Genomic DNA, 21,374 nt, shown 5'->3' with positions numbered 1-21,374 from the left:
TTCTCAGGCGAAAACTGTCTCCCGGTGGAGACAGTTTAGAAGAGGGTTACTGAGTTATTGGGGGCTTTTCTGGGTTAACTGATTGATATAATAAGACTTGTTTTTTATGGCACAGCTATTGCATCATACATCCCGCAGCTCATTCTGCTCTTTATGATGCCCTGCGAAAGCGGTCAAGAGCTCATAAACTTTGAATGATGCCCCAAGGTGCCTGCCGTCCGACTGTTGATAATCGTCAGTTATACTGCGTTATCATGCCACGGGCGTAACGTTGAGTAAGGCACCGCCTTTTTCCATAACGCCGGGTTTCCCGGCGTTATACTTTTCTGCTCCCACCAGGCTTGTCGTCAGGACAACCGGGCCTTCTGATGCGTTCGAGGCACAGAAATATCCCTTTATCTGTTTTCAACGGAGTGTCTTCCTTCCGGAGCCTAATCCGGCTAGCATCAGAGTTTTATTCACTGATGGCGATGACCTTGAAAAGCTGGCGTTTTGTTCCCCGTTCACTGAGACAACTGGTACTGCTGGCCTTTGTGCTGGTACTGTTGCCATTACTTATCCTGGCATGGCAGGCTTGGGAGAGTTTTTCCAGCCTGAGTGAACAGGCCGCAGAAACCAACCGTAATACCTTTACCGATGTCCGCCTGAGTGAACTTATGGCACGCAGTGCGCTGGAAATTGAGCGTAATTACCGCCAGTTTTGCGTACTCAATGATCCAACGCTGGAGTCTTTATATCAGCAACAGTATCTGCGCTATCAGCAAATGGCCAGCACTCATTTTCAGCGGTTACCGCAGCTAAAATCCCTGCAGAAAATTCAGCATTTGTTACCTGAACTTAGTCAGTTGCGCTGTGAACAGGGCAATCCGCTGGAAACCGCCTCTGATAGCCTGATTGCTTTTTCTATAGCGAACAGCCAGTTGGTGGACGAGACCCGACAGAGGGTATTTACCCGAGGTTTAGAGCTACAGCATGAAATTGCCGACCGTGGGGCTTTCTTTGGCTGGCAGGCTCTGTTGCTGTTTCTGATCAGTCTGGTGTTTATGTTGCTGTTCACACGGATGATCATCGGGCCGGTTAAAAACCTCAAACAAATGATCCATCGCCTTGGAGAAGGCGGTGAGATAGATGCAACCACCGATTTTCGCGGGCCGGATGAAATTCGATCTCTGGGACAACGGATAGTGTGGCTGAGTGAACGCTTGTCATGGCTGGAGGCACAACGCCACGAATTTTTACGCCATCTCTCACATGAGCTTAAAACGCCTCTGGCGAGTCTGCGTGAAGGTAGTGCTTTGCTGGAGGATGAAGTGAGTGGTCCACTGAATAGTGAACAAAAAGAGATAGTTGCCATACTTGACCAGAGTAGCCTGCATTTACAGACACTGATTGAGCAATTACTGGATTATAATCGACATAGTGCAGACAGCGGAGGCGGAATGACAACCGTTGATCTGCAATATGTTATAGATGGGGTGGTCAGTGCACATGCGCTTCCCGCCAGTGCCAGGAACATTGAGACAGAAATCGTTCTGGAAGAACAATATTGTCTGGCGGATCGTCAGTTGTTGGCCAGGACTTTGGATAATCTTTATTCCAATGCGATTAATTATGGAAAACCTGGCGGGTGGGTGGTTTTCACTTCCAGCCGGCAGGGTGACAAAGTCTGGATTGATGTGTCTAACAGTGGCACAGCTATACCGGAGCATGAGCAGAAAATGATATTTGAGCCTTTCTATCAGGGGGCTCGTCAACGGCGGGGGCCGGTAAAGGGTAGCGGGCTGGGGTTAAGTATTGCGAAAGATTGTATCCAACGTATGCAGGGTGAACTGACACTGGTGAATAAAAACTCTGCTGAAGTATGTTTCAGGATTGAATTACCGCTGACTAATGGGACTGATCGGTTATGAGCTACTGTCTTCATCTGCGTCTGTTGTCGGTATCCCTGATTATTTTACTGACGGCCTGTAGTCAACAGGAGAAGAGAACTGTTTCCGGTGGCGTACCTCCGTCGACACTGGCAGCCGGAGAGCCGGTGGCTGGCTGTCTTTCAGTGACAGAGGACATGACTGACGTTCAGCAAAGTGACCCGCGATACTGGTTAACGTTGATGGATTGCGTACAACAACAATCCTCTGCGGACAACTACCGTCAGGCGCAACAGGTCATGGCTGACAGTTGGGTAAACTCTTTTCGTCACGATATTCTACTGTCCGGGGCGGATATCACTGATCAGCAACGCCAGCAGATGCTGGAACAAATGGCCACCTGGCAGTCTCAGGTCACTGCCGAAGTCAGGCCGCTGTTACAGCTATGGCGCGACAATCTGAGCAATCAACTCAATGCTTCACTAACTGAGCAGAAATATCAGCAACTTCGTCAGAACAGTGACAATGAAATTGCGGCGCTCCGTTTGCAACAGCAACAACTTCAACAAGCGTTATCAGATAAACGGCAGCAGTTGCAAAGGCTGGCCGACATTGAACGTCAGCTGTCGAACCGTAAACCAGCAGATCTCCAGGAGAGCTCGCATATTTACTCATCTGCCGTCGCGGGTGGACAGGAAAAGGAAGCTAATTAACCGATGACAAAACAAGCCTCAAGATTATTACTGGTGGATGATGACCCGGGAATACTCAAATTACTCGGCATGCGGTTACGTAGCGAGGGATTCCTGGTGGCTGCTTGCGAAAATGGTACCGATGCGTTACGACATTTAATTCGTGAACCGGTTGATCTGGTGATTAGTGATCTGCGGATGGATCATATGGACGGACTGACTCTGTTTGGCGAAATCCAGAAACAGTTTCCGGGGATGCCAGTGATCATTCTGACCGCTCACGGGTCGATTCCCGAAGCTGTGTCGGCGACCCAACAGGGAGTGTGCAGCTTTCTGACCAAACCGGTCAACCGTGATGCCTTATACCAGGCAATTGACCAGGCGCTGGCCCAGCGCGGAACGGTAACCGAACATCAGTTAAGTGACACTATCGTGACCCGCAGCCCGGTGATGATGCGCTTGCTGGAACAGGCACAAATGGTTGCCCGTTCGGATGTCAGCATATTAATACAGGGCCAGAGTGGCACCGGAAAGGAAGTTCTGGCCAAAGCCATTCATCATGCCAGTCCGCGGCAAAATAGCCCGTTTATCGCGATCAACTGCGGCGCTTTACCTGAACAATTACTCGAATCAGAGTTATTTGGTCATGCGAAAGGTGCGTTTACCGGAGCGGTAAACGCCAGGGAAGGTTTGTTTCAGGCAGCCCAGGGCGGGACGCTTTTTCTGGATGAAATTGGTGATATGCCCGCGGCGTTGCAGGTGAAGCTGTTGCGGGTACTGCAGGAGCGAACAGTACGACCGTTAGGCAGTAATCAGGATGTGGCGATAGATGTTCGGATTATTTCGGCGACTCACCGTGATTTACCGAACGCCATGGAAAAAAAGGAATTCCGGGAAGATCTCTATTATCGCCTGAATGTCGTGACACTGCGCTTACCGTCACTGAATGACAGGGCAGAAGATATTCCGTTGCTGGCAAATGCATTGCTGCGTCAGGCTGCTGACCGGCATAAACCGCATATTCGCAGTTTTTCGGCTGAGGCCATGAAACGGCTGATTACTGCCAGCTGGCCCGGAAATGTTCGTCAGCTGGTCAATGTGATTGAACAGTGTGTAGCGCTGAGCACTGCTCCGGTGATAACCGATCGTCTGGTTGAGCAGGCACTGGCCGGAGAAAACACCGCATTGCTGACTTTTGCTGAAGCCAGAAATCAGTTTGAATTAAATTATTTACGTAAACTGCTGCAGATGACCCGGGGGAATGTCACCCACGCAGCACGGCTTGCAGGGCGTAACCGTACTGAATTTTATAAACTTCTCTCTCGTCATGAACTGGACGCGAGCGATTTTAAAGGGTAATTTGCTGCCAGTTATTTTTATTGTCATTCCGGTGGTGCCGTCAATAAAGCGGTGGTTTCACTGATTCGGTAAAACCAGGCTCCGGGGTCACTGGCGAAATAAAAGGTTCTGATATGAAAAAAATTGATGCAATTATTAAGCCCTTCAAACTGGATGATGTCCGTGAATCGCTGGCTGAAGTGGGTATTACCGGAATGACCGTCACGGAAGTGAAAGGTTTTGGTCGCCAGAAAGGGCATACTGAGCTGTATCGTGGCGCAGAATACATGGTCGATTTTCTGCCTAAAGTGAAAATCGAACTGGTCGTTTCTGATGATATCGTTGATACCTGCGTAGAAACCATTATGCGCACGGCTCAGACCGGGAAAATTGGAGACGGTAAAATTTTCGTGTTCGATGTTGCCCGTGTTATCCGTATTCGTACCGGGGAAGAGGACGAAGAAGCTATCTGATGGCTTTACCGGGCCTTATATTGTTTAGCCAGGCCCGGTAACCCCCCTCTTTTCTACAGGGATTTGTGTGGCCCGAACATCTCATAATGGATATGGTCAGGCGCAATGCCGGCCGCTGTTAGCTGTTCAAAAACAGACTGCATAAATGCCAGAGGCCCGCAAAGATAAAAATGATGTTGCGGGCTGAGCTGTTCTGCTCCGGCCATACTCACCGCCATTCGTCCGCTGAACTGAGATGCAGGATTATCCCCGATTTGTGGCGCACTGTACCAGATTAACTGGCTGAATTTCTCAAGTTGATTGCCAAGCTCTGTCACTTCATCAGCAAAGGCATGCGTGGCGCTGCTGTGTGTGGCATGCCACCAGTTAACCTCTGCTGGGTAATGTTGTTCTGCCAGTTGGTGAAGCATCGCCAGTAAGGGGGTCTGACCGACACCGGCGGAGATCAATGTTAATGGTGCAGGTGTCAGTGACTCATCCAGGGAAAAATCGCCGCCGGGTACAGCGACTTCCAACAGGTCACCACATTTTGCCTGCTGATGCAGCCAGCCTGAAATTGTTCCACCTTCCTGATGACGTACCGCAATCCGGTAATCGCGGCCATTGGCATTTCGTGTCAGTGAATATTGTCTGATTTGTCGGTAAGGCGAGCCTTCCGGTTGCAGATATATTGACAGGTACTGGCCCGGAAGATAACCGGCTACCGGTAAGGCGTCTTCCGGCGTCAGTACGAAACTTTTAATCACATCACTTTGTTTCGTGATTTCACTGATAATAAACCGCCTGGTATTACGCCACCCGCCCGGTTGGTGTTCGTGCGCCTGATAGATCTGTTCTTCACGATTGATAAAGATGCCGGCCAGAACGCCATATACCTCTGCCCAGGCATTAATCACTTCCTCGCCCGGGTTAAGTAATTCACGAATAGTCCCCAATAAATGTTCCCCGACAATTGCATACTGTTCCGGGGTTATGGAAAGACTGACATGTTTTTGGGCAATTTTTTCTACGGCTGGCAACAAAGCTGCGGGATTGTCCAGGTGGCTGCCATAGGCACATAGTGCAGCAAACAGGGCTTCCGGCTGACGGCCATTGACCTGATTGGTCAGATTAAACACATTTTTCAGTTCAGGATTATGGCTCAACATTCTCTGGTAAAAGTGCTTTGTCACCGCAGGGCCGGCAGCAGCAATAGCAGGAAGGGTAGATCTGACCAGTTCCAGTGTTTTGGTATCAGGCATTTTCAATTCCTTTCGGTGGATTATTAAACATGCATTTTAAATACATGTTATAGCCGGCAACGCTGAATGTAAACAGGCTTAGTCATATCAGGGTCTTTCTGTGTTACAGGGAGTGCGATAACACTCGCGGACTGCGGCGAAAATCCGGTGAAAAAAGGAGCGTAGTTGAGACAGTTGACCCGCAGTAATACTGATTGCCAATCGTTTGCGCAAAAAGAATGTATTCCGGCTACCGTCCACCGTTAAAAGAGTTTACACTGTGGGCCGTTGCCCGCTGATGGGTGTTAAATGCCGTTTTTAAGTTAGCTGAGTCAGGAGATGCGGATGTTAAAGCGAGATATGAACATAGCCGATTATGATGCCCCACTGTGGGAAGCGATGGAGCAGGAAAAAGTGCGTCAGGAAGAGCACATTGAACTGATTGCTTCAGAAAACTACACCAGCCCACGCGTGATGGAAGCTCAGGGTTCACAGCTTACCAATAAATATGCAGAAGGCTACCCCGGGAAGCGTTACTACGGCGGATGTGAATATGTTGATATCGTAGAGCAACTGGCAATTGACCGTGCAAAAGAGCTGTTTGGTGCAGATTTTGCCAACGTTCAGCCACATTCCGGTTCTCAGGCTAACTTCGCAGTTTACACCGCATTACTGCAACCCGGCGACACCATCCTTGGGATGAACCTGGCACACGGTGGCCACCTGACTCATGGCTCACCGGTCAACCTGTCCGGTAAACTTTACAACGTCGTTCCTTACGGCATCGATGAAAGCGGCAAAATCGATTACAACGAACTGGCAGAGCTGGCTAAACAGCACCAGCCAAAAATGATTGTTGGTGGTTTTTCTGCGTACTCTGGTGTGTGTGACTGGGAAAAAATGCGTGAGATTGCTGACAGTGTTGGCGCATGGTTATTCGTTGATATGGCACACGTTGCTGGTTTAGTGGCTGCGGGTGTTTATCCGACACCGGTACCGCATGCTCATGTCGTCACTTCAACCACCCATAAGACTCTGGCAGGACCCCGTGGCGGCCTGATTCTGGCGAAAGGTGGCGATGAAGAACTGTATAAAAAACTGAATTCGGCGGTTTTCCCTGGCGGTCAGGGGGGGCCTCTGATGCATGTTATCGCTGGTAAAGCGATTGCGCTGAAAGAAGCGATGGAGCCAGAATTTAAAGCTTATCAGCAGCAGGTGGCGATAAACGCCAAAGCGATGGTTGAAGTTCTGCTGGCTCGTGGTTTTAACATCGTTTCCGGGGGAACACATAACCATCTGTTCCTGCTGGACCTGGTGGATAAAAACCTGACCGGTAAAGAAGCGGATGCAGCGCTGGGTCGTGCCAATATCACTGTTAACAAAAACAGTGTGCCAAATGACCCGAAAAGTCCGTTCGTGACTTCAGGTATCCGAATCGGTACCCCTGCAGTCACCCGTCGTGGCTTCAAAGAAGCCGATGTTCGTGAACTGGCTGGCTGGATTGCTGATGTTCTGGACAACATTAACGACGAAGCCACCATCGAGCGCGTCAAAGGTAAAGTGCTGGAAATCTGTGCACGGCTGCCGGTTTACGCCTGAGATAACTGATTCTGAGAGCAGCTGATTGCCGGAAGTGAACCGGCTCGCTGTTAAACGGCCCTTGTGACTGTGTTAAGCAGATCGGCAACGGGCCGTTTTTTATGCACTGAGTATTTTCCGGATACACTCCTGCTGGTGTTCCGTCATAGGGAGTTCGGTGTGAATCAGTGGGGGAGAAAAAAGCGGCAGTTGAACGATATAAGGAGAGATCACCAGTGCCACTCCCCGGGGGGCACCGTATTGACGAAAACTACTCAGAGACTGCCGATGCACTGTCACTGGCAACAGTACTGATTCGCGCAAAATCCTTTCCACTTCCTGTTCCAGTTCCGGATTGTCATTGGTCAGAACGATAATCTGCCTTTCCTCATAACCGGTAGTTTCCATCGCCCCTGAGACCAGCAGTAAGGCTATCAGCATGGTTTCCTGTCTGGAGAAGGTCAGCTGGTATTGTTGCTCAAATACTGAAAGCGCCTGTGAGGTCAGCCGGAACATGCCAGGATACATTTCAATCAGTTCATTACTGACGCTGTTGTCGATACCAATCGAAAAATAGTGGCGCTCAATAGCCAGACTTAAGTGGCAATACAGCCGTTGTTGCAACGTAAGATTACCTGACATATCAATCGACGAGAGTCTGCCAAACCGACTGATCAGTTGCCCGGTAGCCGCCATTAGCTGAGTTTGCAGATGGCCGTGCTGTAGATTCCCTGAAGGTGTATCCAGCAGTGTCAACAATAAGGTCAGGAACAGGACCTCATCTTCAGGGATCTCGCTGGAGGGCATTCCCTGATTCTGGCAATAAGCGGCAATATTTTTTGCCATTGGCAGCCACTCTTTGGCACTCAGCCATTCCCGCTGCTGGCGATTAAAGCGCACCCGTTCAGTAGAGGAAAATGAGTAATTCAGGACCAGTTGCAGCAGCACCACACTACTGGCATTCAGGTGGCCGCATATCCCGGGCGGCAGGGAAGCCGGAATAAGTTGTGTCAGCGTACTCTCGTCGAAACGGACTGGGCCGGGTTTCTGGTTTTGCATGCGCTGTTCGACTTTCAGTGCAATATTCTCTGCCAGTGACGGGGCCTGACGTAACAGCCGGCGGAAATGGGAGAACAGACAGATACGTTTTTGCAGTTCACTGCCCGTAAGCCGGTAACTTTCTCCGGGTAATGTGACCAGTTGCAGCTGATAATTATTGCGCAGAATTTCAGTTAACAGCGTTATGTCTTGTGCTGTCTCCGGCGGCAAAGCTGGCATATCAGGAATCTGTAGCTGAAATGCATCCAGTGACTGCTCTGCTATCACCAGTAGCAGCGTCATGTAGCTTTGCCGCTGGCTTCGGGATAACGCCGGCGGCGGACGACGGTCTTCGCTCATAGTTCTCTCCCGGCGCAGTAGGTATTACATGAGGTTAACTAATGATAAGAACAGGGAAAAGAAACTGCAGGGGGTTTTAGTCAGAGGTTGAAGCGACGTCACATTTTATTCGCACGAGGGCGGGGAATTGAGAGATAAGCCGGGGGATAGGGGAGACTGTCATCACCGGCAGACTGCGGGGACCACAGTCTGCCGGTGGACGGATTAACGCTTCAGAGCTTCACTTAACTCGTCACGCATTGATGCCAGGATAGCGCGGACTACACGCGGGTTACCGGCAACAATATTCCCTGAACTGATATAACCGTGTCCACCGGTAAAATCGGTCACCAGACCACCGGCTTCACGGACCAGCAGTTCACCTGCCGCAAAGTCCCACGGTTTAAGTCCAATTTCAAAGTAACCGTCGGTACGACCGGCAGCAACATAGGCCAGATCCAGCGCCGCAGAACCGGTACGTCTGAAATCAGCACACTGAGTAAACAGTTTGGCGACCACATTAATAAACGGGGCAGCATGTTGTTTGGCTTTGAACGGGAATCCGGTCGCCAGAATCGTACCATCCAGGTCACGAGCAGAGCTTCCACGTAAACGGTAACCGTTTAACTGAGCACCTTGTCCACGGGCGGCACTGAACAATTCGTTACGCATTGGATCATAGACCACCGCAACTTCGGTGCGGCCTTTAATACGTACGGCGATTGAAACAGAGAAATGAGGGAAACGTTTTATAAAGTTGGTGGTGCCATCCAGTGGATCAATAACCCATTGTACATCCTTATCTTCACCTTCCAGTTCACCACTTTCTTCTGTGATGATGGTGTGCTGAGGGTAAGATTTACGAATCACCTCAATAATCAGGCGTTCCGCCTCGCGATCGACATTGGTGACGAAGTCGTTACTGCCTTTCTGACTGGCTTCAACGGCATCGGGTGTTTCGTAGTGTTTGGCGATTAAATTACCGGCCTTGCGCGCAGCGCGCACGGCGATGTTCAGCATCGGATGCATCAGTTATTCCCACTGGATGTTAAAGAACGAAAAAACGCGGAGAAGTATAGCAGCCTGTTCAGATAATGTCTCTTTTTATGTTAGTATCCTTCCATCATTTTAAGAGCGGCCTCCAATTATGTTGCAGAATATTCGTATCGTCCTGGTAGAAACATCGCACACCGGGAATATGGGCTCAGTTGCCCGTGCCATGAAGACTATGGGCCTCTCCAGTCTTTATCTGGTTAATCCTCTGATTAAGCCTGATTCTCAGGCCATATCTCTCGCGGCCGGTGCCAGCGACTTAATTGGTAATGCCAGCATTGTAGACTCACTGGATGAAGCGATTTCCGGTTGTAGTCTGGTGGTAGGGACCAGTGCCCGCTCACGTTCTTTACCATGGCCAATGCTCGATGCCAGAGAATGTGGCATAAAAAGTGTTGAAGAAGGCCAGCAGGCTCCGGTGGCACTGGTATTTGGTCGTGAACGTGTCGGTCTGACCAACGAAGAACTGCAAAAATGTCACTACCATGTTGCTATCCCGGCTAACCCTGAATACAGCTCGTTAAACCTGGCGATGGCCGTACAGCTGATTGCCTATGAAGTGCGGATGGCCTGGTTACAGGTTGAAGCCGCTAAAACGCCGGCACCCGTTTACGCAGAATCTCCGTATCCGCTGGTGGATGACCTGGAACGTTTCTATGTCCATCTGGAAAACATGATGCTGACCAGTGGGTTTGTGCGTAAGGATCAACCGGGGCAGGTGATGAGCAAATTGCGTCGTCTGTTCACCCGTGCCCGTCCGGAGCGCGATGAGTTGAATATATTACGGGGTATGCTGGCTTCCTTCGAAAAACACGAGCCGAAAAACCGCGGTTAATCGCGCCCGGTGGCAGCACGTGCGGTTAAATACCTGAGTAATTTACCCGGTTAAATAGTTGACCAAATTACTCAGGAATGTCAGACTTAGGTTATCAACTTTATTAACACTCCGGTAACCGGATACTGATCGAGGTCGTATAACGATGAGACTGACATCCAAAGGACGTTATGCTGTCACTGCCATGCTGGATGTGGCGCTTCATTCCAATGAAGGCCCGGTACCTCTGGCCGATATTTCTGAGCGTCAGGGTATTTCGCTCTCTTATCTTGAGCAGTTATTTTCCCGCCTGCGCAAAAACGGGCTGGTTTCCAGCGTCCGCGGTCCTGGTGGTGGATATTTGCTGGGTAAAGATGCCGGCCAGATTGCCGTTGGCACAGTGATTACCGCAGTGGATGAATCTGTCGATGCGACCCGTTGTCAGGGTAAAGAAGGCTGTCAGGGCGGTGAACGCTGCCTTACTCACGTATTGTGGCGTGATTTAAGTGACAGAATCAGTGAGTTTCTGAATAATATCACCCTCGCTGAATTGGTGAATAATCAGGAAATTCTTGAGGTAGCGGATCGTCAGAATAATGATAACCGACGTTTCCTTGATCCACGCCTGCAATCAGCCATTGACGTCAAGCTGCGTGCTTACAACTAGAGACTATGGCGTTTTTTGCCTGCGTAATATCTTCGCCATAATATAAATTATTAGCATTGAAGTGATGTACGGAGTTTAAGAGCAATGAAATTACCAATTTATCTGGATTACTCTGCAACCACGCCGGCAGATCCGCGTGTTGCCGAGAAGATGATGCAGTATCTGACTCTGGACGGGGTGTTTGGTAACCCCGCTTCCCGTTCACACCGTTTCGGCTGGCAGTCAGAGGAAGCGGTAGATATTGCACGTAATCAGATTGCAGACCTGGTCGGGGCGGATCCCCGCGAGATAGTGTTTACCTCGGGTGCGACCGAAGCTGATAACCTGGCGATTAAAGGTGCAGCTCAGTTCTATCAGAAAAAGGGTAAGCACATCATTACCTGTAAAACCGAACATAAAGCGGTGCTGGATACCTGCCGTCAGCTGGAAAGAGAAGGGTTTGACGTCACTTATCTGACACCTCAGACTAACGGTATTATTGATCTGGCTGTCCTGAGAGATGCGATTCGTGAAGATACGATCCTTATCTCTATCATGCATGTCAATAATGAGATTGGTGTGGTTCAGGATATTGCGACTATCGGTGAGATTTGCCGTGAACGCGGAATTATTTTCCACGTTGATGCCACTCAGAGCGTAGGTAAACTGCCTATCGATCTGAGTAAGTTAAAAGTCGATTTAATGTCTTTTTCGGCGCACAAGTTGTATGGCCCGAAAGGTATTGGTGCACTGTATGTCCGCCGTAAACCCCGTGTACGTCTGGAAGCTCAGATGCACGGTGGTGGTCATGAGCGTGGTATGCGTTCAGGCACACTGGCCGTTCATCAAATCGTTGGTATGGGTGAAGCATACCGTATCGCGAAAGAAGAGATGGACACTGAGATGGCTCGTCTGCGCCGTTTGCGTGACCGTCTGTGGGATGGCGTGAAAGATATGGAAGAGGTTTACCTCAACGGTGATCTTGAAAATGGCGCACCCAATATCGTCAATATCAGCTTTAACTACGTTGAAGGTGAGTCGCTGATTATGGCCCTGAAAGATCTGGCCGTATCTTCTGGTTCAGCCTGTACGTCTGCGAGTCTGGAGCCATCTTATGTACTGCGTGCTCTGGGTATGAACGATGAACTGGCCCACAGCTCAATTCGTTTCTCTTTAGGACGTTTTACTACTGAAGAAGAGATCGACTACGCCATCAATCTGGTGCGCAATTCTATCGGCCGGCTGCGCGACCTTTCTCCGTTGTGGGAAATGTTTAAAGCAGGTATCGATTTGAACAGCATCGAATGGGCGCATCACTAACAGTCTTCAGGAGAATATAAAATGGCTTACAGCGAAAAAGTAATTGATCACTACGAAAATCCCCGCAACGTGGGTTCTTTTGACAATGCTGACCCGACTATCGGTAGCGGCATGGTCGGTGCACCTGCCTGTGGTGACGTGATGAAACTGCAGATCAAAGTCAGCGATAACGGGATCATTGAAGATGCACGTTTTAAAACTTACGGTTGTGGCTCAGCGATCGCTTCCAGTTCACTGATTACCGAGTGGGTAAAAGGTAAATCTCTGGATGAAGCACAAAGCATTTCGAACATGCAAATTGCCGAAGAACTGGAATTACCCCCGGTAAAAATCCACTGTTCTATTCTGGCTGAAGATGCGATTAAAGCAGCAATTGCTGACTATAAGAGCAAAAAGACTGATAAGTAAGCGAGGGTGAGAGATGTCGATTTCCCTGAGCGATTCCGCTGCTGCGCGTGTCAGTAGTTTTCTGGCAAACCGTGGCTCAGGTTATGGGTTACGGTTGGGCGTAAGAACATCAGGCTGTTCTGGTATGGCCTATGTGCTTGAGTTTGTGGATGAACCACAGCCTGAAGATACTGTGTTTGAGCAGAAGGGCGTCAGAGTCGTGGTCGATGGCAAAAGCCTCGTTTATCTGGATGGTACAGAGCTGGATTTTGTGAAAGAAGGCCTGAATGAAGGCTTTAAATTCAACAATCCGAACGTGAAAGATGAGTGCGGTTGCGGCGAGAGTTTCAACGTATAATTTCTGTGTCATACACTGAACATCTGCCCCAGCCTGCTGGGGTCGTTTTTTTTATTTTTCTCAGATTCGGGCCGGTTATGAATTATTTTACCCTGTTTGATTTGCCAGAATCCTTTGATATTGATACTGCGGTGCTGGCAGATAGGTTCCAGACATTGCAGCGTCAGTATCATCCTGACAAGTTTGCGACCTCTCCGGAAGCAGAGCGGCTGAAAGCGTTGCAACACGCGGCCACTATCAATCAGGGCTATCAGGCCCTGCGCCAGCCACTCTCCCGGGCAGAATATCTGTTGTCTCTGCATGGGTTCGATATTAATAACGAACAGCATACCGTACGTGATACGGCTTTTCTGATGGAGCAATTGGAGTTGCGGGAAGAGCTGGAAAATATTGAGCAGCAGAAAAATAGTGATGCACTGGCATCGTACTTCAGTCGCCTGAATGATATGGAACAGCAGCGCAGTCAGCAAATGCGGCAGTTATTTGTTCAGCAGCAGTGGCCGGAAGCGGCAGACACCGTGCGTAAGCTAAGATTTCTCTTCAGATTGCGTGTCGAAGCAGAAAAGCTGGAAGAGAAACTGCTGGATTTTTAAACGGGAAGCTCGTTATGGCGTTATTACAAATCAGTGAACCAGGATTAAGTGCAGCCCCTCACCAGCGTAAGCTGGCTGCAGGTATTGACCTTGGTACGACCCATTCTTTAGTCGCGACAGTCCGGAGCGGACAGGCAGAGACTTTGCCGGATGAGCAGGGGCGTCAATTATTGCCTTCTGTGGTGAGTTACCAGCCGGGGCAGCTGATCATCGGCTGGGATGCCCGTGCGCAAGCTGCCTCTGATCCACAACATACCTTCAGTTCAGTAAAACGTCTGATTGGTCGCTCGCTGGCCGATATCCAACAGCGTTATCCGCACCTCCCTTACCAGTTCAGGGCCAGTGAAAATGGTCTGCCGATGATGGAAACTCCTTCAGGATTGGTCAATCCAATTCAGGTGTCGGCAGATATTTTGTCGGAGCTGGCGGTCCGGGCCCGGGAATCGTTAGGTGGAGAACTTGAGGGTGTGGTCATCACAGTCCCAGCCTATTTCGATGATGCTCAGCGTCAGGGAACCAAAGATGCAGCACGGCTTGCAGGTCTTAATGTACTGCGTCTGCTAAATGAACCGACAGCGGCGGCTGTTGCCTACGGACTTGACTCCGGGCAGGAAGGGGTCATCGCGGTTTATGATTTAGGTGGCGGGACCTTTGATATCTCGATACTGCGTCTTAGCCGCGGAGTGTTCGAAGTTCTGGCCACCGGCGGAGATTCCGCCCTGGGGGGTGATGATTTCGATCAGCTACTGGCCGAATGGATCTGTCGCGAAGCAGGTATTACTGATCTGAGTGATCGCAAATTACAGCGACAGATCCTGGATATTGCCACCGCCACAAAAATTGCCCTCAGTGATCACGAGAGCACTTCTGTTGTTGTGGGCGAATGGCAGGGAACGCTCAGCCGTGAACAGTTTACGGCGCTAATCGCCCCACTGGTCAAACGGACATTAATCGCCTGTCGCCGTACCTTAAAAGATGCCGGTGTCAGTGTTGATGAAGTCAAAGAAGTTGTCATGGTCGGAGGCTCAACAAGAACACCGGCTGTGCGTAACAGCGTGGGCGAGTTCTTTGCCCGTCAGCCGCTGACCTCGATAGACCCCGATAAAGTGGTCGCCTTAGGAGCGGCCATTCAGGCTGATATTCTGGTGGGTAATAAGCCAGACAGTGAGATGTTGCTACTGGATGTCATTCCATTGTCACTGGGACTCGAGACCATGGGGGGACTGACAGAGAAAGTGATTCCCCGCAATACCACGATCCCGGTGGCTCGGGCTCAGGAATTTACCACCTTTAAAGATGCCCAGACAGCCATGAGTATTCATGTGGTTCAGGGCGAGCGTGAACTGGTCAGTGACTGCCGCTCACTGGCTCGTTTCGCACTGCGGGGTCTGCCACCGCTACCTGCGGGCGGCGCACATATCCGTGTGACTTTCCAGGTCGATGCGGATGGTTTGTTAAGCGTTACGGCAATGGAAAAATCAACCGGCGTTGAAGCTTCTATCCAGGTAAAACCGTCTTACGGTCTGACTGAGAATGAGATAGCGACGATGATCACGGATTCAATGACATATGCTCGTGATGATGTGGCGGCCCGGAAACTGGCAGAACAAAAAGTGGATGGCCTGCGGGTGCTGGAAAGCCTCGACGGTGCACTTAAAGAAGACAGCGCATTACTTTCTGCGGATGAACTGCAGCAAATTCGCGATGCACAGGACAGCCTGAGGGTTGCTGTGGAAGGTAATGACGAGGCACTGATAGCTGCCGGAATTAAATTATTGGATCAAGTGACTCAGGAGTTTGCCGCACGCCGGATGGATAACTCAATTCGTCGGGCACTGACCGGACACTCTGTGGATGAGGTTTAAGTATGCCTAAAATTGTAATTTTACCCCATAAAGATCTGCTGCCTGAAGGCGGGGTCTACGATGCAACCCCTGGTGAAACTATTCTGGATGTTGCATTACGCAACGGGATTGAAGTGGAACATGCCTGTGAAAAGTCATGTGCATGCACGACCTGTCATTGCGTAGTTCGTGAAGGATTCGATTCGCTGGCAGAAAGCACCGACGATGAAGATGATATGCTGGATAAAGCCTGGGGGCTTGAACCGGACAGTCGCCTGAGTTGCCAGGCACGCGTTGCCGATGAAGATTTAGTCGTGGAATTCCCTCGCTATACCCTGAACCACGCACGCGAACATTAATATTTATTCCTGTGGGCCGGAAATATCCGGCCCTTTTTTTGTCTGAGGAAGCAAAATGTCAATTAAATGGACCGACAGCCGTACCATCGGCGAAGCACTTTACGATCTCTATCCGGATACTGATCCTAAAACAGTCCGCTTTACCGACTTACACCAGTGGGTTTGTGAACTGGAAGATTTTGATGATAATCCGGAAGCTTCTAATGAAAAAATCCTCGAAGCAATTCTGTTAGTCTGGATGGATGAGTACGAATAACGATTAAGGAGTGATTTCATGACCACACAACATATGCAGATCAGACTCAGCCAGCAGGCCGCTGATGCCCGCTGGGGAGAAAAAGCCATTATTTCCAGTGCTGATCAAGGGATGACTATTCACCTTTCTTCAGGAAATGAGTTGCAGGTTATCCAGCGTGCTGCACACAGAATTGATGGTCAGGGGATCCGTTCGGTTGAGCTTGCCGGAGAACACTGGGATCTTGAGCGTTGCTGGGCATTCTGGCAGGGTTTCCGTTCACCTAAAGCCCACCGTGAAGTCCAGTGGCCGGCGTTAAGCGATAATGATAAACAGGAATTCCAAAACCGTCTGAAGATAGTTGACTGGGTTCGCGATGTTATCAATTTACCGGCAGAAGAGCTGGGGCCGGAAGAACTGGCAGGCGCCGCCATTGATCTGCTGACCGGGGTGGGGGGGGATGCAGTGAAGTACCGCATCACCAAAGGCGAAGACCTGCGCGAACAAGGTTACAATGGACTGCATATCGTCGGCCGCGGTTCAACCCGTCCACCGGTATTGCTGACCCTGGATTTCAATCCGTCAGGTGATGACGCCGAACCGGTAGATATCTGCCTGGTCGGTAAAGGGATCACTTTCGATACCGGAGGTTACAGCCTGAAAGGCAGTAGCTTTATGGATTCGATGAAATCTGATATGGGGGGGGCGGCTACGCTGACCGGGGCACTGGCACTGGCTATTAGCCGTGGTCTGAAGAAACGCGTAAAGCTAATCCTTTGCTGTGCAGACAATATGGTCAGCGGCGGTGCGTTACGGCTGGGTGATATTATCCGTTACCGTAACGGTAAATCAGTTGAAGTCATGAATACCGATGCGGAAGGTCGACTGGTTCTGGCTGACGGACTGATTGACGCCAGCGCTCAAAAACCGCGTTTACTGATTGACGCTGCGACGCTGACCGGTGCGGCCAAAACGGCACTGGGTAATGATTATCATGCCCTGTTCAGCTTCGATGACCAATTGGCCGCTAAACTGATGAGTAGCGCAGAAGCCGAAGGAGAACAGTTCTGGCGTTTACCGCTGGCTGAATTCCACCGTCAGCACCTGCCATCCAACTTTGCTGATCTGAACAATATTGCGAGCCCGGCACATTCTGCCGGAGCAAGTAGTGCGGCGGCTTTCCTCTCCTGGTTTGTCGAAGATTATCAGCAAGGCTGGCTGCATATTGACTGTTCTGCCACTTACCGTAAGAGTGCCGTTGACCAGTGGTCAGCAGGGGCAACGGGCCTGGGTGTACGCACTCTGGCTAACCTGCTACTGAAATAATTTCGCGGTCAGTTATTTTTGGGCAGACCCGGGTCTGCCCTTATTTTCGGGCAGGTCACCAATGCAGACATCACTTGAAGATCTACTGAGTAAAGCGGCTACTGAGCCCGCACATCGTCCTGAGTTTTTTCAGCGACTGCTGGAATCAGAAGTCTGGACTGCCGGCAGCCAGTCTGCCGGTGAAACAGAAAACAGTGCCAGTTATGACCTGGAACACTGGGAAAAAGATGACGGGCAGTCGGTTATCCCGTTCTTTACTTCGGAAGCGGCGTTTATCGAAGCGGCAGGTGAAAACAAGCCGCGGCTGAAACTGAGCGCCAGGGCATTGTTTGAAATGACCCGCGGTGAAACACTGTTTCTGAATCCGAAACTCAGCAGTGGTAAAGAGTTTACTGCGGCAGAAATTCGCGCTCTGCTCAGTGGAGAGGGGAATGTACTCAGTGAGTTCAGCGTTCCGGACCATGGGCAGACCTTGTTGCTGTCGGCAGTAGAACAGCCTCCGGCCCAGTTGGTTTCATCGTTAAAACAGTTGTTCGGAAAATACAAACCGGTACGCAGAGCATTTCTTGCCTGGTGTCGTGAAAGTGCTGAGCAGGAAGGTAATCTGCTGATTGGTATTGAAGCCAGCGCTGATCTGCAGGAAATCATTCAGGCGGCCGGGCATGTTGCGATAGATACTCTGCCGAAGGATGCACTGATTGATTTTTGTGAAGTGAATGAGCAGGCGTCAGGTGTCAGTCATTTCTTCAGCGCCCATATTGAACCCTTTTACCAGCGTCCGCACGGCAGTTTTCTGCGCGGGCTGGATTTGAAAGGCGTACAGCGTATTCTTTAATGTCTCCGGGGGAATCTCCCCCGGAATATTTGTGTTACAGCACTCCCGGCAAATCGTCGCGACTTCCCCATTCTCCCCAGGAACCGTCATATAGCGTGGCATCGTTATTTCCCAACTGAGCCAGTGCTGCTAAAACGACTACGGCGGTAACTCCGGAACCACAACTGGCTATCACCGGTTGGCTGATGTCCACCCCAGCTGCACGGAATACCTCACGTAACTTCTCATCATCGAGTAACCGCCCGTCAGCCACCAGGTCAGTCCAGGGAACATTCCGGCTGCCAGGAATATGACCACGCCTCAGACCCGGACGGGGTTCATCCACCTCTGCATTAAAGCGGGCCGCTGAGCGGGCATCAATAATCTGAGCTCCTCCTTCATGGCTGGTCAGCAGGACATCATTTAACCGTTTAACCTGCCCCGGCTGAGGATGGGCTTCGAAATTCCCGTCCTCCAGTGACGGATTTCCCGTTTCTGTGGGTAATCCGGCCGCTTTCCAGGCCTGCAATCCGCCAGCCAGAATAGATACCTGTGCTACACCGAAATGGCGCAGCATCCACCAGGCACGCGGTGCAGAAAACAGGTTCCCCTCGTCGTAAACTACCAGATGCTTATCACTGTCGACCCCCAGTTCACGCATAGCGACCGCAAAGGCCTCGGGACGTGGCAGCATATGTGGGAAAGGACTGCTGTGGTCTGATAACGCCTCAATATCAAAGAAGGGTGCGCCAGGAAGATGCCCGGCCAGATACTCACTGGTGATATTTCGGGTCAGTTCCTGGCCGGGAGGCAGCATTCTGGCATCGAGAATTTGCAGTTGTTCATCGTGCTGATGGGCGGACAGCCAGTCGGTAGTGACAAAAAGTGCCGGATTCATAGCCTCTCCTGTGCAATTGCGTTTTTTTGAGTGTCGGTGATTTTACTGTACAGCTCAAGATCTCTTGGTGAAAAAGAGGGTAGGTGATGTGTCGTACGTCAGGTCAGACTGTGCCTGACGACCGGTGGGGCAAAAAATGGTTATGAATTGCTCACCGTTTTACGATTCTGCGGCTTGTCTCAGGATTTTTTCAAAAAAAATGCGATTTACCGTAGGCAATGGCGGCGCAGACCCCTATAATTTGCGCCGTTTCTTCGCTGGAATGGTTATTTCGTACACTGTCTTTCAGTCGGCATTAACCATTCGGGCGATTTATTGTGGAAGTTCAGACTGAGGTCAAAATGACAATCGAACGTACGTTTTCTATTATCAAACCAAACGCTGTTGCTAAAAACGTGATTGGTGCTATCTATAACCGTTTTGAAAGCGCTGGCTTCAAAATTGTTGCTGCAAAAATGCTGCACCTGACCAAAGAGCAGGCTGAAGGTTTCTATGCAGAACACAAAGGCCGTCCTTTCTTTGATGGTCTGGTAGAATTCATGACTTCAGGTCCGGTTGTTGTTTCTGTTCTGGAAGGCGAAAATGCCGTTCAGCGTCACCGTGATCTGATGGGCGCAACTAACCCGGATAACGCTCTGGCGGGTACTTTACGCGCCGACTACGCTGACAGCTTCACCGAAAACGCAACTCACGGTTCTGATTCTCAGGAATCAGCGGCCCGTGAAATTGCTTACTTCTTCGCTGAAGGTGAAGTTTGCCCGCGTACCCGTTAATCTGTCGCTGCGGGCCGTCACTGTAAATAAACAGTGACAAAATAGTCAGTAAACGGGGCGACCCTGAATGGCATCCCGCGACAGATAATGTACAATAAGCACCCCTGCAGATCGTTCTGCGGGGGTGTTCCTTTTTCACAGTCTACCTATAACCGTGCCATAACGTGTAACAACGAGGCCAGAGATTATTATGTCCGAACCTGCAGCAACTCCTGTATCCGTCACGCCTGTCGCCGCGTCACCTAAAGCCAAAATCAATCTGCTGGATTTAAACCGTCAGCAAATGCGTGAATTTTTCCTTCAGCTCGGGGAAAAACCGTTTCGTGCCGATCAGGTCATGAAGTGGATTTATCACTATTGCAGTGATGACTTCGAGCAAATGACTGACATTAACAAAGTCCTGCGGCAGAAGCTGAACCAGGTGGCCGAAATTCGTGCGCCTGAAGTCGCGGAAGAGATGCGCTCTTCTGATGGCACCATCAAGTGGGCCATCCGTGTCGGTGACCAGTTAGTTGAAACAGTGTATATCCCTGAAAATGATCGTGCGACTCTGTGTGTTTCATCCCAGGTGGGGTGTGCACTGGAGTGTAAATTCTGTTCTACCGCACAGCAGGGCTTTAACCGTAACCTGCGGGTGTCTGAAATTATTGGCCAGGTCTGGCGTGCCGCCAAAATCATCGGTGCTGCCAAAGTGACTGGTCAGCGTCCTATCACCAATGTGGTAATGATGGGAATGGGTGAACCATTGCTGAACCTGAACAATGTGGTTCCGGCGATGGAGATTATGCTGGATGACTTTGGATTTGGCCTGTCAAAACGCCGTGTAACGCTTTCTACCTCTGGTGTGGTTCCGGCGCTGGATAAACTGGGCGATATGATAGATGTCGCACTGGCTATTTCTCTGCATGCCCCAAATGACGCATTACGTGATGATATTGTACCGATCAACAAAAAGTACAATATCGAAACTTTTCTGCAGTCAGTTAAGCGCTACATGGAAAAGTCGAATGCTAATCAGGGCCGTGTCACCGTTGAATACGTGATGTTGGATCATGTGAATGACAGTACAGATCATGCGCATCAACTGGCGGAAGTACTGAAAAATACGCCGTGTAAAATCAACCTGATTCCCTGGAACCCCTTCCCGGGAGCACCTTATGGCCGCAGTTCTAACAGCCGGGTAGATCGTTTTTCTAAAGTACTGATGGATTATGGTTTTACCACCATCGTACGCAAAACCCGTGGTGATGATATTGATGCAGCCTGTGGACAGTTAGCCGGAGATGTTATCGATCGGACTAAGCGTACCCTGCGCAAAAAAGCTGCCGGTGAAGAAATCTCTGTGAAGGCTGTCTAAGCTTAAACCATCAGCACATTCCCTCAGTCTTCAGACTGTGTGAGTCTTCCT

Annotated in this window: 22 protein-coding genes; 18 read left to right on the top strand and 4 right to left on the bottom strand. The window is 50.3% G+C overall.

The window, feature by feature from the left end; translation table 11 throughout:
- Positions 1–476: 476 nt before the first annotated feature.
- The 4 genes from HA49_RS08975 (at position 477) to glnB (ending at position 4,371) form a co-directional block, all read left to right on the top strand.
- On the top strand, positions 477–1,910 hold the full coding sequence (locus tag HA49_RS08975) for a sensor histidine kinase (RefSeq protein WP_038022754.1): 1,434 nt from the start codon (positions 477–479) through the stop codon (positions 1,908–1,910).
- Positions 1,907–2,581, top strand: a complete 675-nt coding sequence (locus HA49_RS08970; protein WP_052752461.1) for a hypothetical protein — start codon at positions 1,907–1,909, stop codon at positions 2,579–2,581. Before HA49_RS08975 ends, HA49_RS08970 begins: the two co-directional genes overlap by 4 nt.
- A gap of 3 nt (positions 2,582–2,584) precedes the next feature.
- Entirely contained in the window at positions 2,585–3,919 is a 1,335-nt protein-coding gene (gene glrR / locus HA49_RS08965) for a two-component system response regulator GlrR (protein ID WP_038022219.1), read from the top strand.
- A gap of 113 nt (positions 3,920–4,032) precedes the next feature.
- Positions 4,033–4,371 (top strand): nitrogen regulatory protein P-II, encoded by a 339-nt coding sequence (glnB, locus tag HA49_RS08960; RefSeq protein WP_038022216.1) that lies wholly within the window; start codon positions 4,033–4,035, stop codon positions 4,369–4,371.
- Between the two features lie 53 nt (positions 4,372–4,424).
- Here the strand turns inward: glnB and hmpA are convergent, their stop codons facing one another.
- Positions 4,425–5,612 (bottom strand): NO-inducible flavohemoprotein, encoded by a 1,188-nt coding sequence (gene hmpA / locus HA49_RS08955; RefSeq protein WP_038022213.1) that lies wholly within the window; start codon positions 5,610–5,612, stop codon positions 4,425–4,427.
- Positions 5,613–5,936: 324 nt separating this feature from the next.
- Between hmpA and glyA the strand changes: the two genes are divergently transcribed.
- Positions 5,937–7,190 (top strand): serine hydroxymethyltransferase, encoded by a 1,254-nt coding sequence (glyA, locus tag HA49_RS08950; protein ID WP_038022211.1) that lies wholly within the window; start codon positions 5,937–5,939, stop codon positions 7,188–7,190.
- Positions 7,191–7,289: 99 nt separating this feature from the next.
- Here the strand turns inward: glyA and csiE are convergent, their stop codons facing one another.
- Entirely contained in the window at positions 7,290–8,567 is a 1,278-nt protein-coding gene (gene csiE, locus HA49_RS08945) for a stationary phase inducible protein CsiE (RefSeq protein WP_038022208.1), read from the bottom strand.
- 204 nt (positions 8,568–8,771) lie between these two features.
- On the bottom strand, positions 8,772–9,575 hold the full coding sequence (suhB, locus tag HA49_RS08940; protein ID WP_038022205.1) for an inositol-1-monophosphatase: 804 nt from the start codon (positions 9,573–9,575) through the stop codon (positions 8,772–8,774).
- A gap of 118 nt (positions 9,576–9,693) precedes the next feature.
- Between suhB and trmJ the strand changes: the two genes are divergently transcribed.
- From trmJ to sseB, 11 genes are all read left to right on the top strand, one after another.
- On the top strand, positions 9,694–10,434 hold the full coding sequence (gene trmJ, locus HA49_RS08935) for a tRNA (cytosine(32)/uridine(32)-2'-O)-methyltransferase TrmJ (protein ID WP_038022202.1): 741 nt from the start codon (positions 9,694–9,696) through the stop codon (positions 10,432–10,434).
- 145 nt (positions 10,435–10,579) lie between these two features.
- A complete protein-coding gene (gene iscR / locus HA49_RS08930; protein WP_038022199.1) occupies positions 10,580–11,080 on the top strand; it encodes a Fe-S cluster assembly transcriptional regulator IscR in 501 nt (166 codons plus the stop codon).
- A gap of 84 nt (positions 11,081–11,164) precedes the next feature.
- On the top strand, positions 11,165–12,379 hold the full coding sequence (locus tag HA49_RS08925) for an IscS subfamily cysteine desulfurase (protein ID WP_038022197.1): 1,215 nt from the start codon (positions 11,165–11,167) through the stop codon (positions 12,377–12,379).
- 21 nt (positions 12,380–12,400) lie between these two features.
- Positions 12,401–12,787: a Fe-S cluster assembly scaffold IscU gene (gene iscU, locus HA49_RS08920; protein ID WP_038022194.1), complete on the top strand. Its 387-nt coding sequence runs from the start codon at positions 12,401–12,403 to the stop codon at positions 12,785–12,787.
- Positions 12,788–12,800: 13 nt separating this feature from the next.
- The gene (gene iscA / locus HA49_RS08915; protein WP_038022191.1) at positions 12,801–13,124 is read left to right on the top strand and encodes an iron-sulfur cluster assembly protein IscA; all 324 of its coding nucleotides are present in this window, start codon (positions 12,801–12,803) and stop codon (positions 13,122–13,124) included.
- A 77-nt stretch (positions 13,125–13,201) separates the two neighbouring features.
- Entirely contained in the window at positions 13,202–13,717 is a 516-nt protein-coding gene (hscB, locus tag HA49_RS08910) for a co-chaperone HscB (protein WP_038022752.1), read from the top strand.
- Positions 13,718–13,731: 14 nt separating this feature from the next.
- On the top strand, positions 13,732–15,582 hold the full coding sequence (hscA, locus tag HA49_RS08905) for a Fe-S protein assembly chaperone HscA (RefSeq protein WP_038022189.1): 1,851 nt from the start codon (positions 13,732–13,734) through the stop codon (positions 15,580–15,582).
- 2 nt (positions 15,583–15,584) lie between these two features.
- Entirely contained in the window at positions 15,585–15,920 is a 336-nt protein-coding gene (gene fdx, locus HA49_RS08900) for an ISC system 2Fe-2S type ferredoxin (RefSeq protein WP_038022188.1), read from the top strand.
- A 55-nt stretch (positions 15,921–15,975) separates the two neighbouring features.
- Positions 15,976–16,176, top strand: a complete 201-nt coding sequence (gene iscX, locus HA49_RS08895; RefSeq protein WP_038022186.1) for a Fe-S cluster assembly protein IscX — start codon at positions 15,976–15,978, stop codon at positions 16,174–16,176.
- Positions 16,177–16,194: 18 nt separating this feature from the next.
- The gene (gene pepB / locus HA49_RS08890) at positions 16,195–17,481 is read left to right on the top strand and encodes an aminopeptidase PepB (protein WP_038022184.1); all 1,287 of its coding nucleotides are present in this window, start codon (positions 16,195–16,197) and stop codon (positions 17,479–17,481) included.
- A 61-nt stretch (positions 17,482–17,542) separates the two neighbouring features.
- Positions 17,543–18,316 carry an enhanced serine sensitivity protein SseB gene (sseB, locus tag HA49_RS08885; RefSeq protein ID WP_038022182.1) on the top strand — a complete coding sequence of 258 codons (774 nt, stop codon included), beginning with the start codon at positions 17,543–17,545 and terminating at the stop codon, positions 18,314–18,316.
- Positions 18,317–18,350: 34 nt separating this feature from the next.
- On the opposite strand, the gene sseA is transcribed toward sseB, so the two are convergent.
- The gene (gene sseA, locus HA49_RS08880; RefSeq protein ID WP_038022180.1) at positions 18,351–19,193 is read right to left on the bottom strand and encodes a 3-mercaptopyruvate sulfurtransferase; all 843 of its coding nucleotides are present in this window, start codon (positions 19,191–19,193) and stop codon (positions 18,351–18,353) included.
- Between the two features lie 341 nt (positions 19,194–19,534).
- Here sseA and ndk point away from each other — a divergent pair, with 341 nt between their 5' ends.
- Together ndk and rlmN are read left to right on the top strand one after the other, a co-directional pair.
- Positions 19,535–19,966, top strand: coding sequence for a nucleoside-diphosphate kinase (gene ndk / locus HA49_RS08875; protein ID WP_038022177.1), 432 nt, complete (start codon positions 19,535–19,537; stop codon positions 19,964–19,966).
- A 190-nt stretch (positions 19,967–20,156) separates the two neighbouring features.
- Entirely contained in the window at positions 20,157–21,323 is a 1,167-nt protein-coding gene (gene rlmN, locus HA49_RS08870) for a dual-specificity RNA methyltransferase RlmN (protein WP_038022175.1), read from the top strand.
- The last annotated feature ends 51 nt before the right edge of the window (positions 21,324–21,374 follow it).

Source organism: Tatumella morbirosei, from assembly GCF_000757425.2.
Taxonomy (GTDB): Bacteria; Pseudomonadota; Gammaproteobacteria; order Enterobacterales; family Enterobacteriaceae; genus Tatumella; species Tatumella morbirosei.
This window is presented reverse-complemented; position numbering and strand designations above follow the sequence as displayed.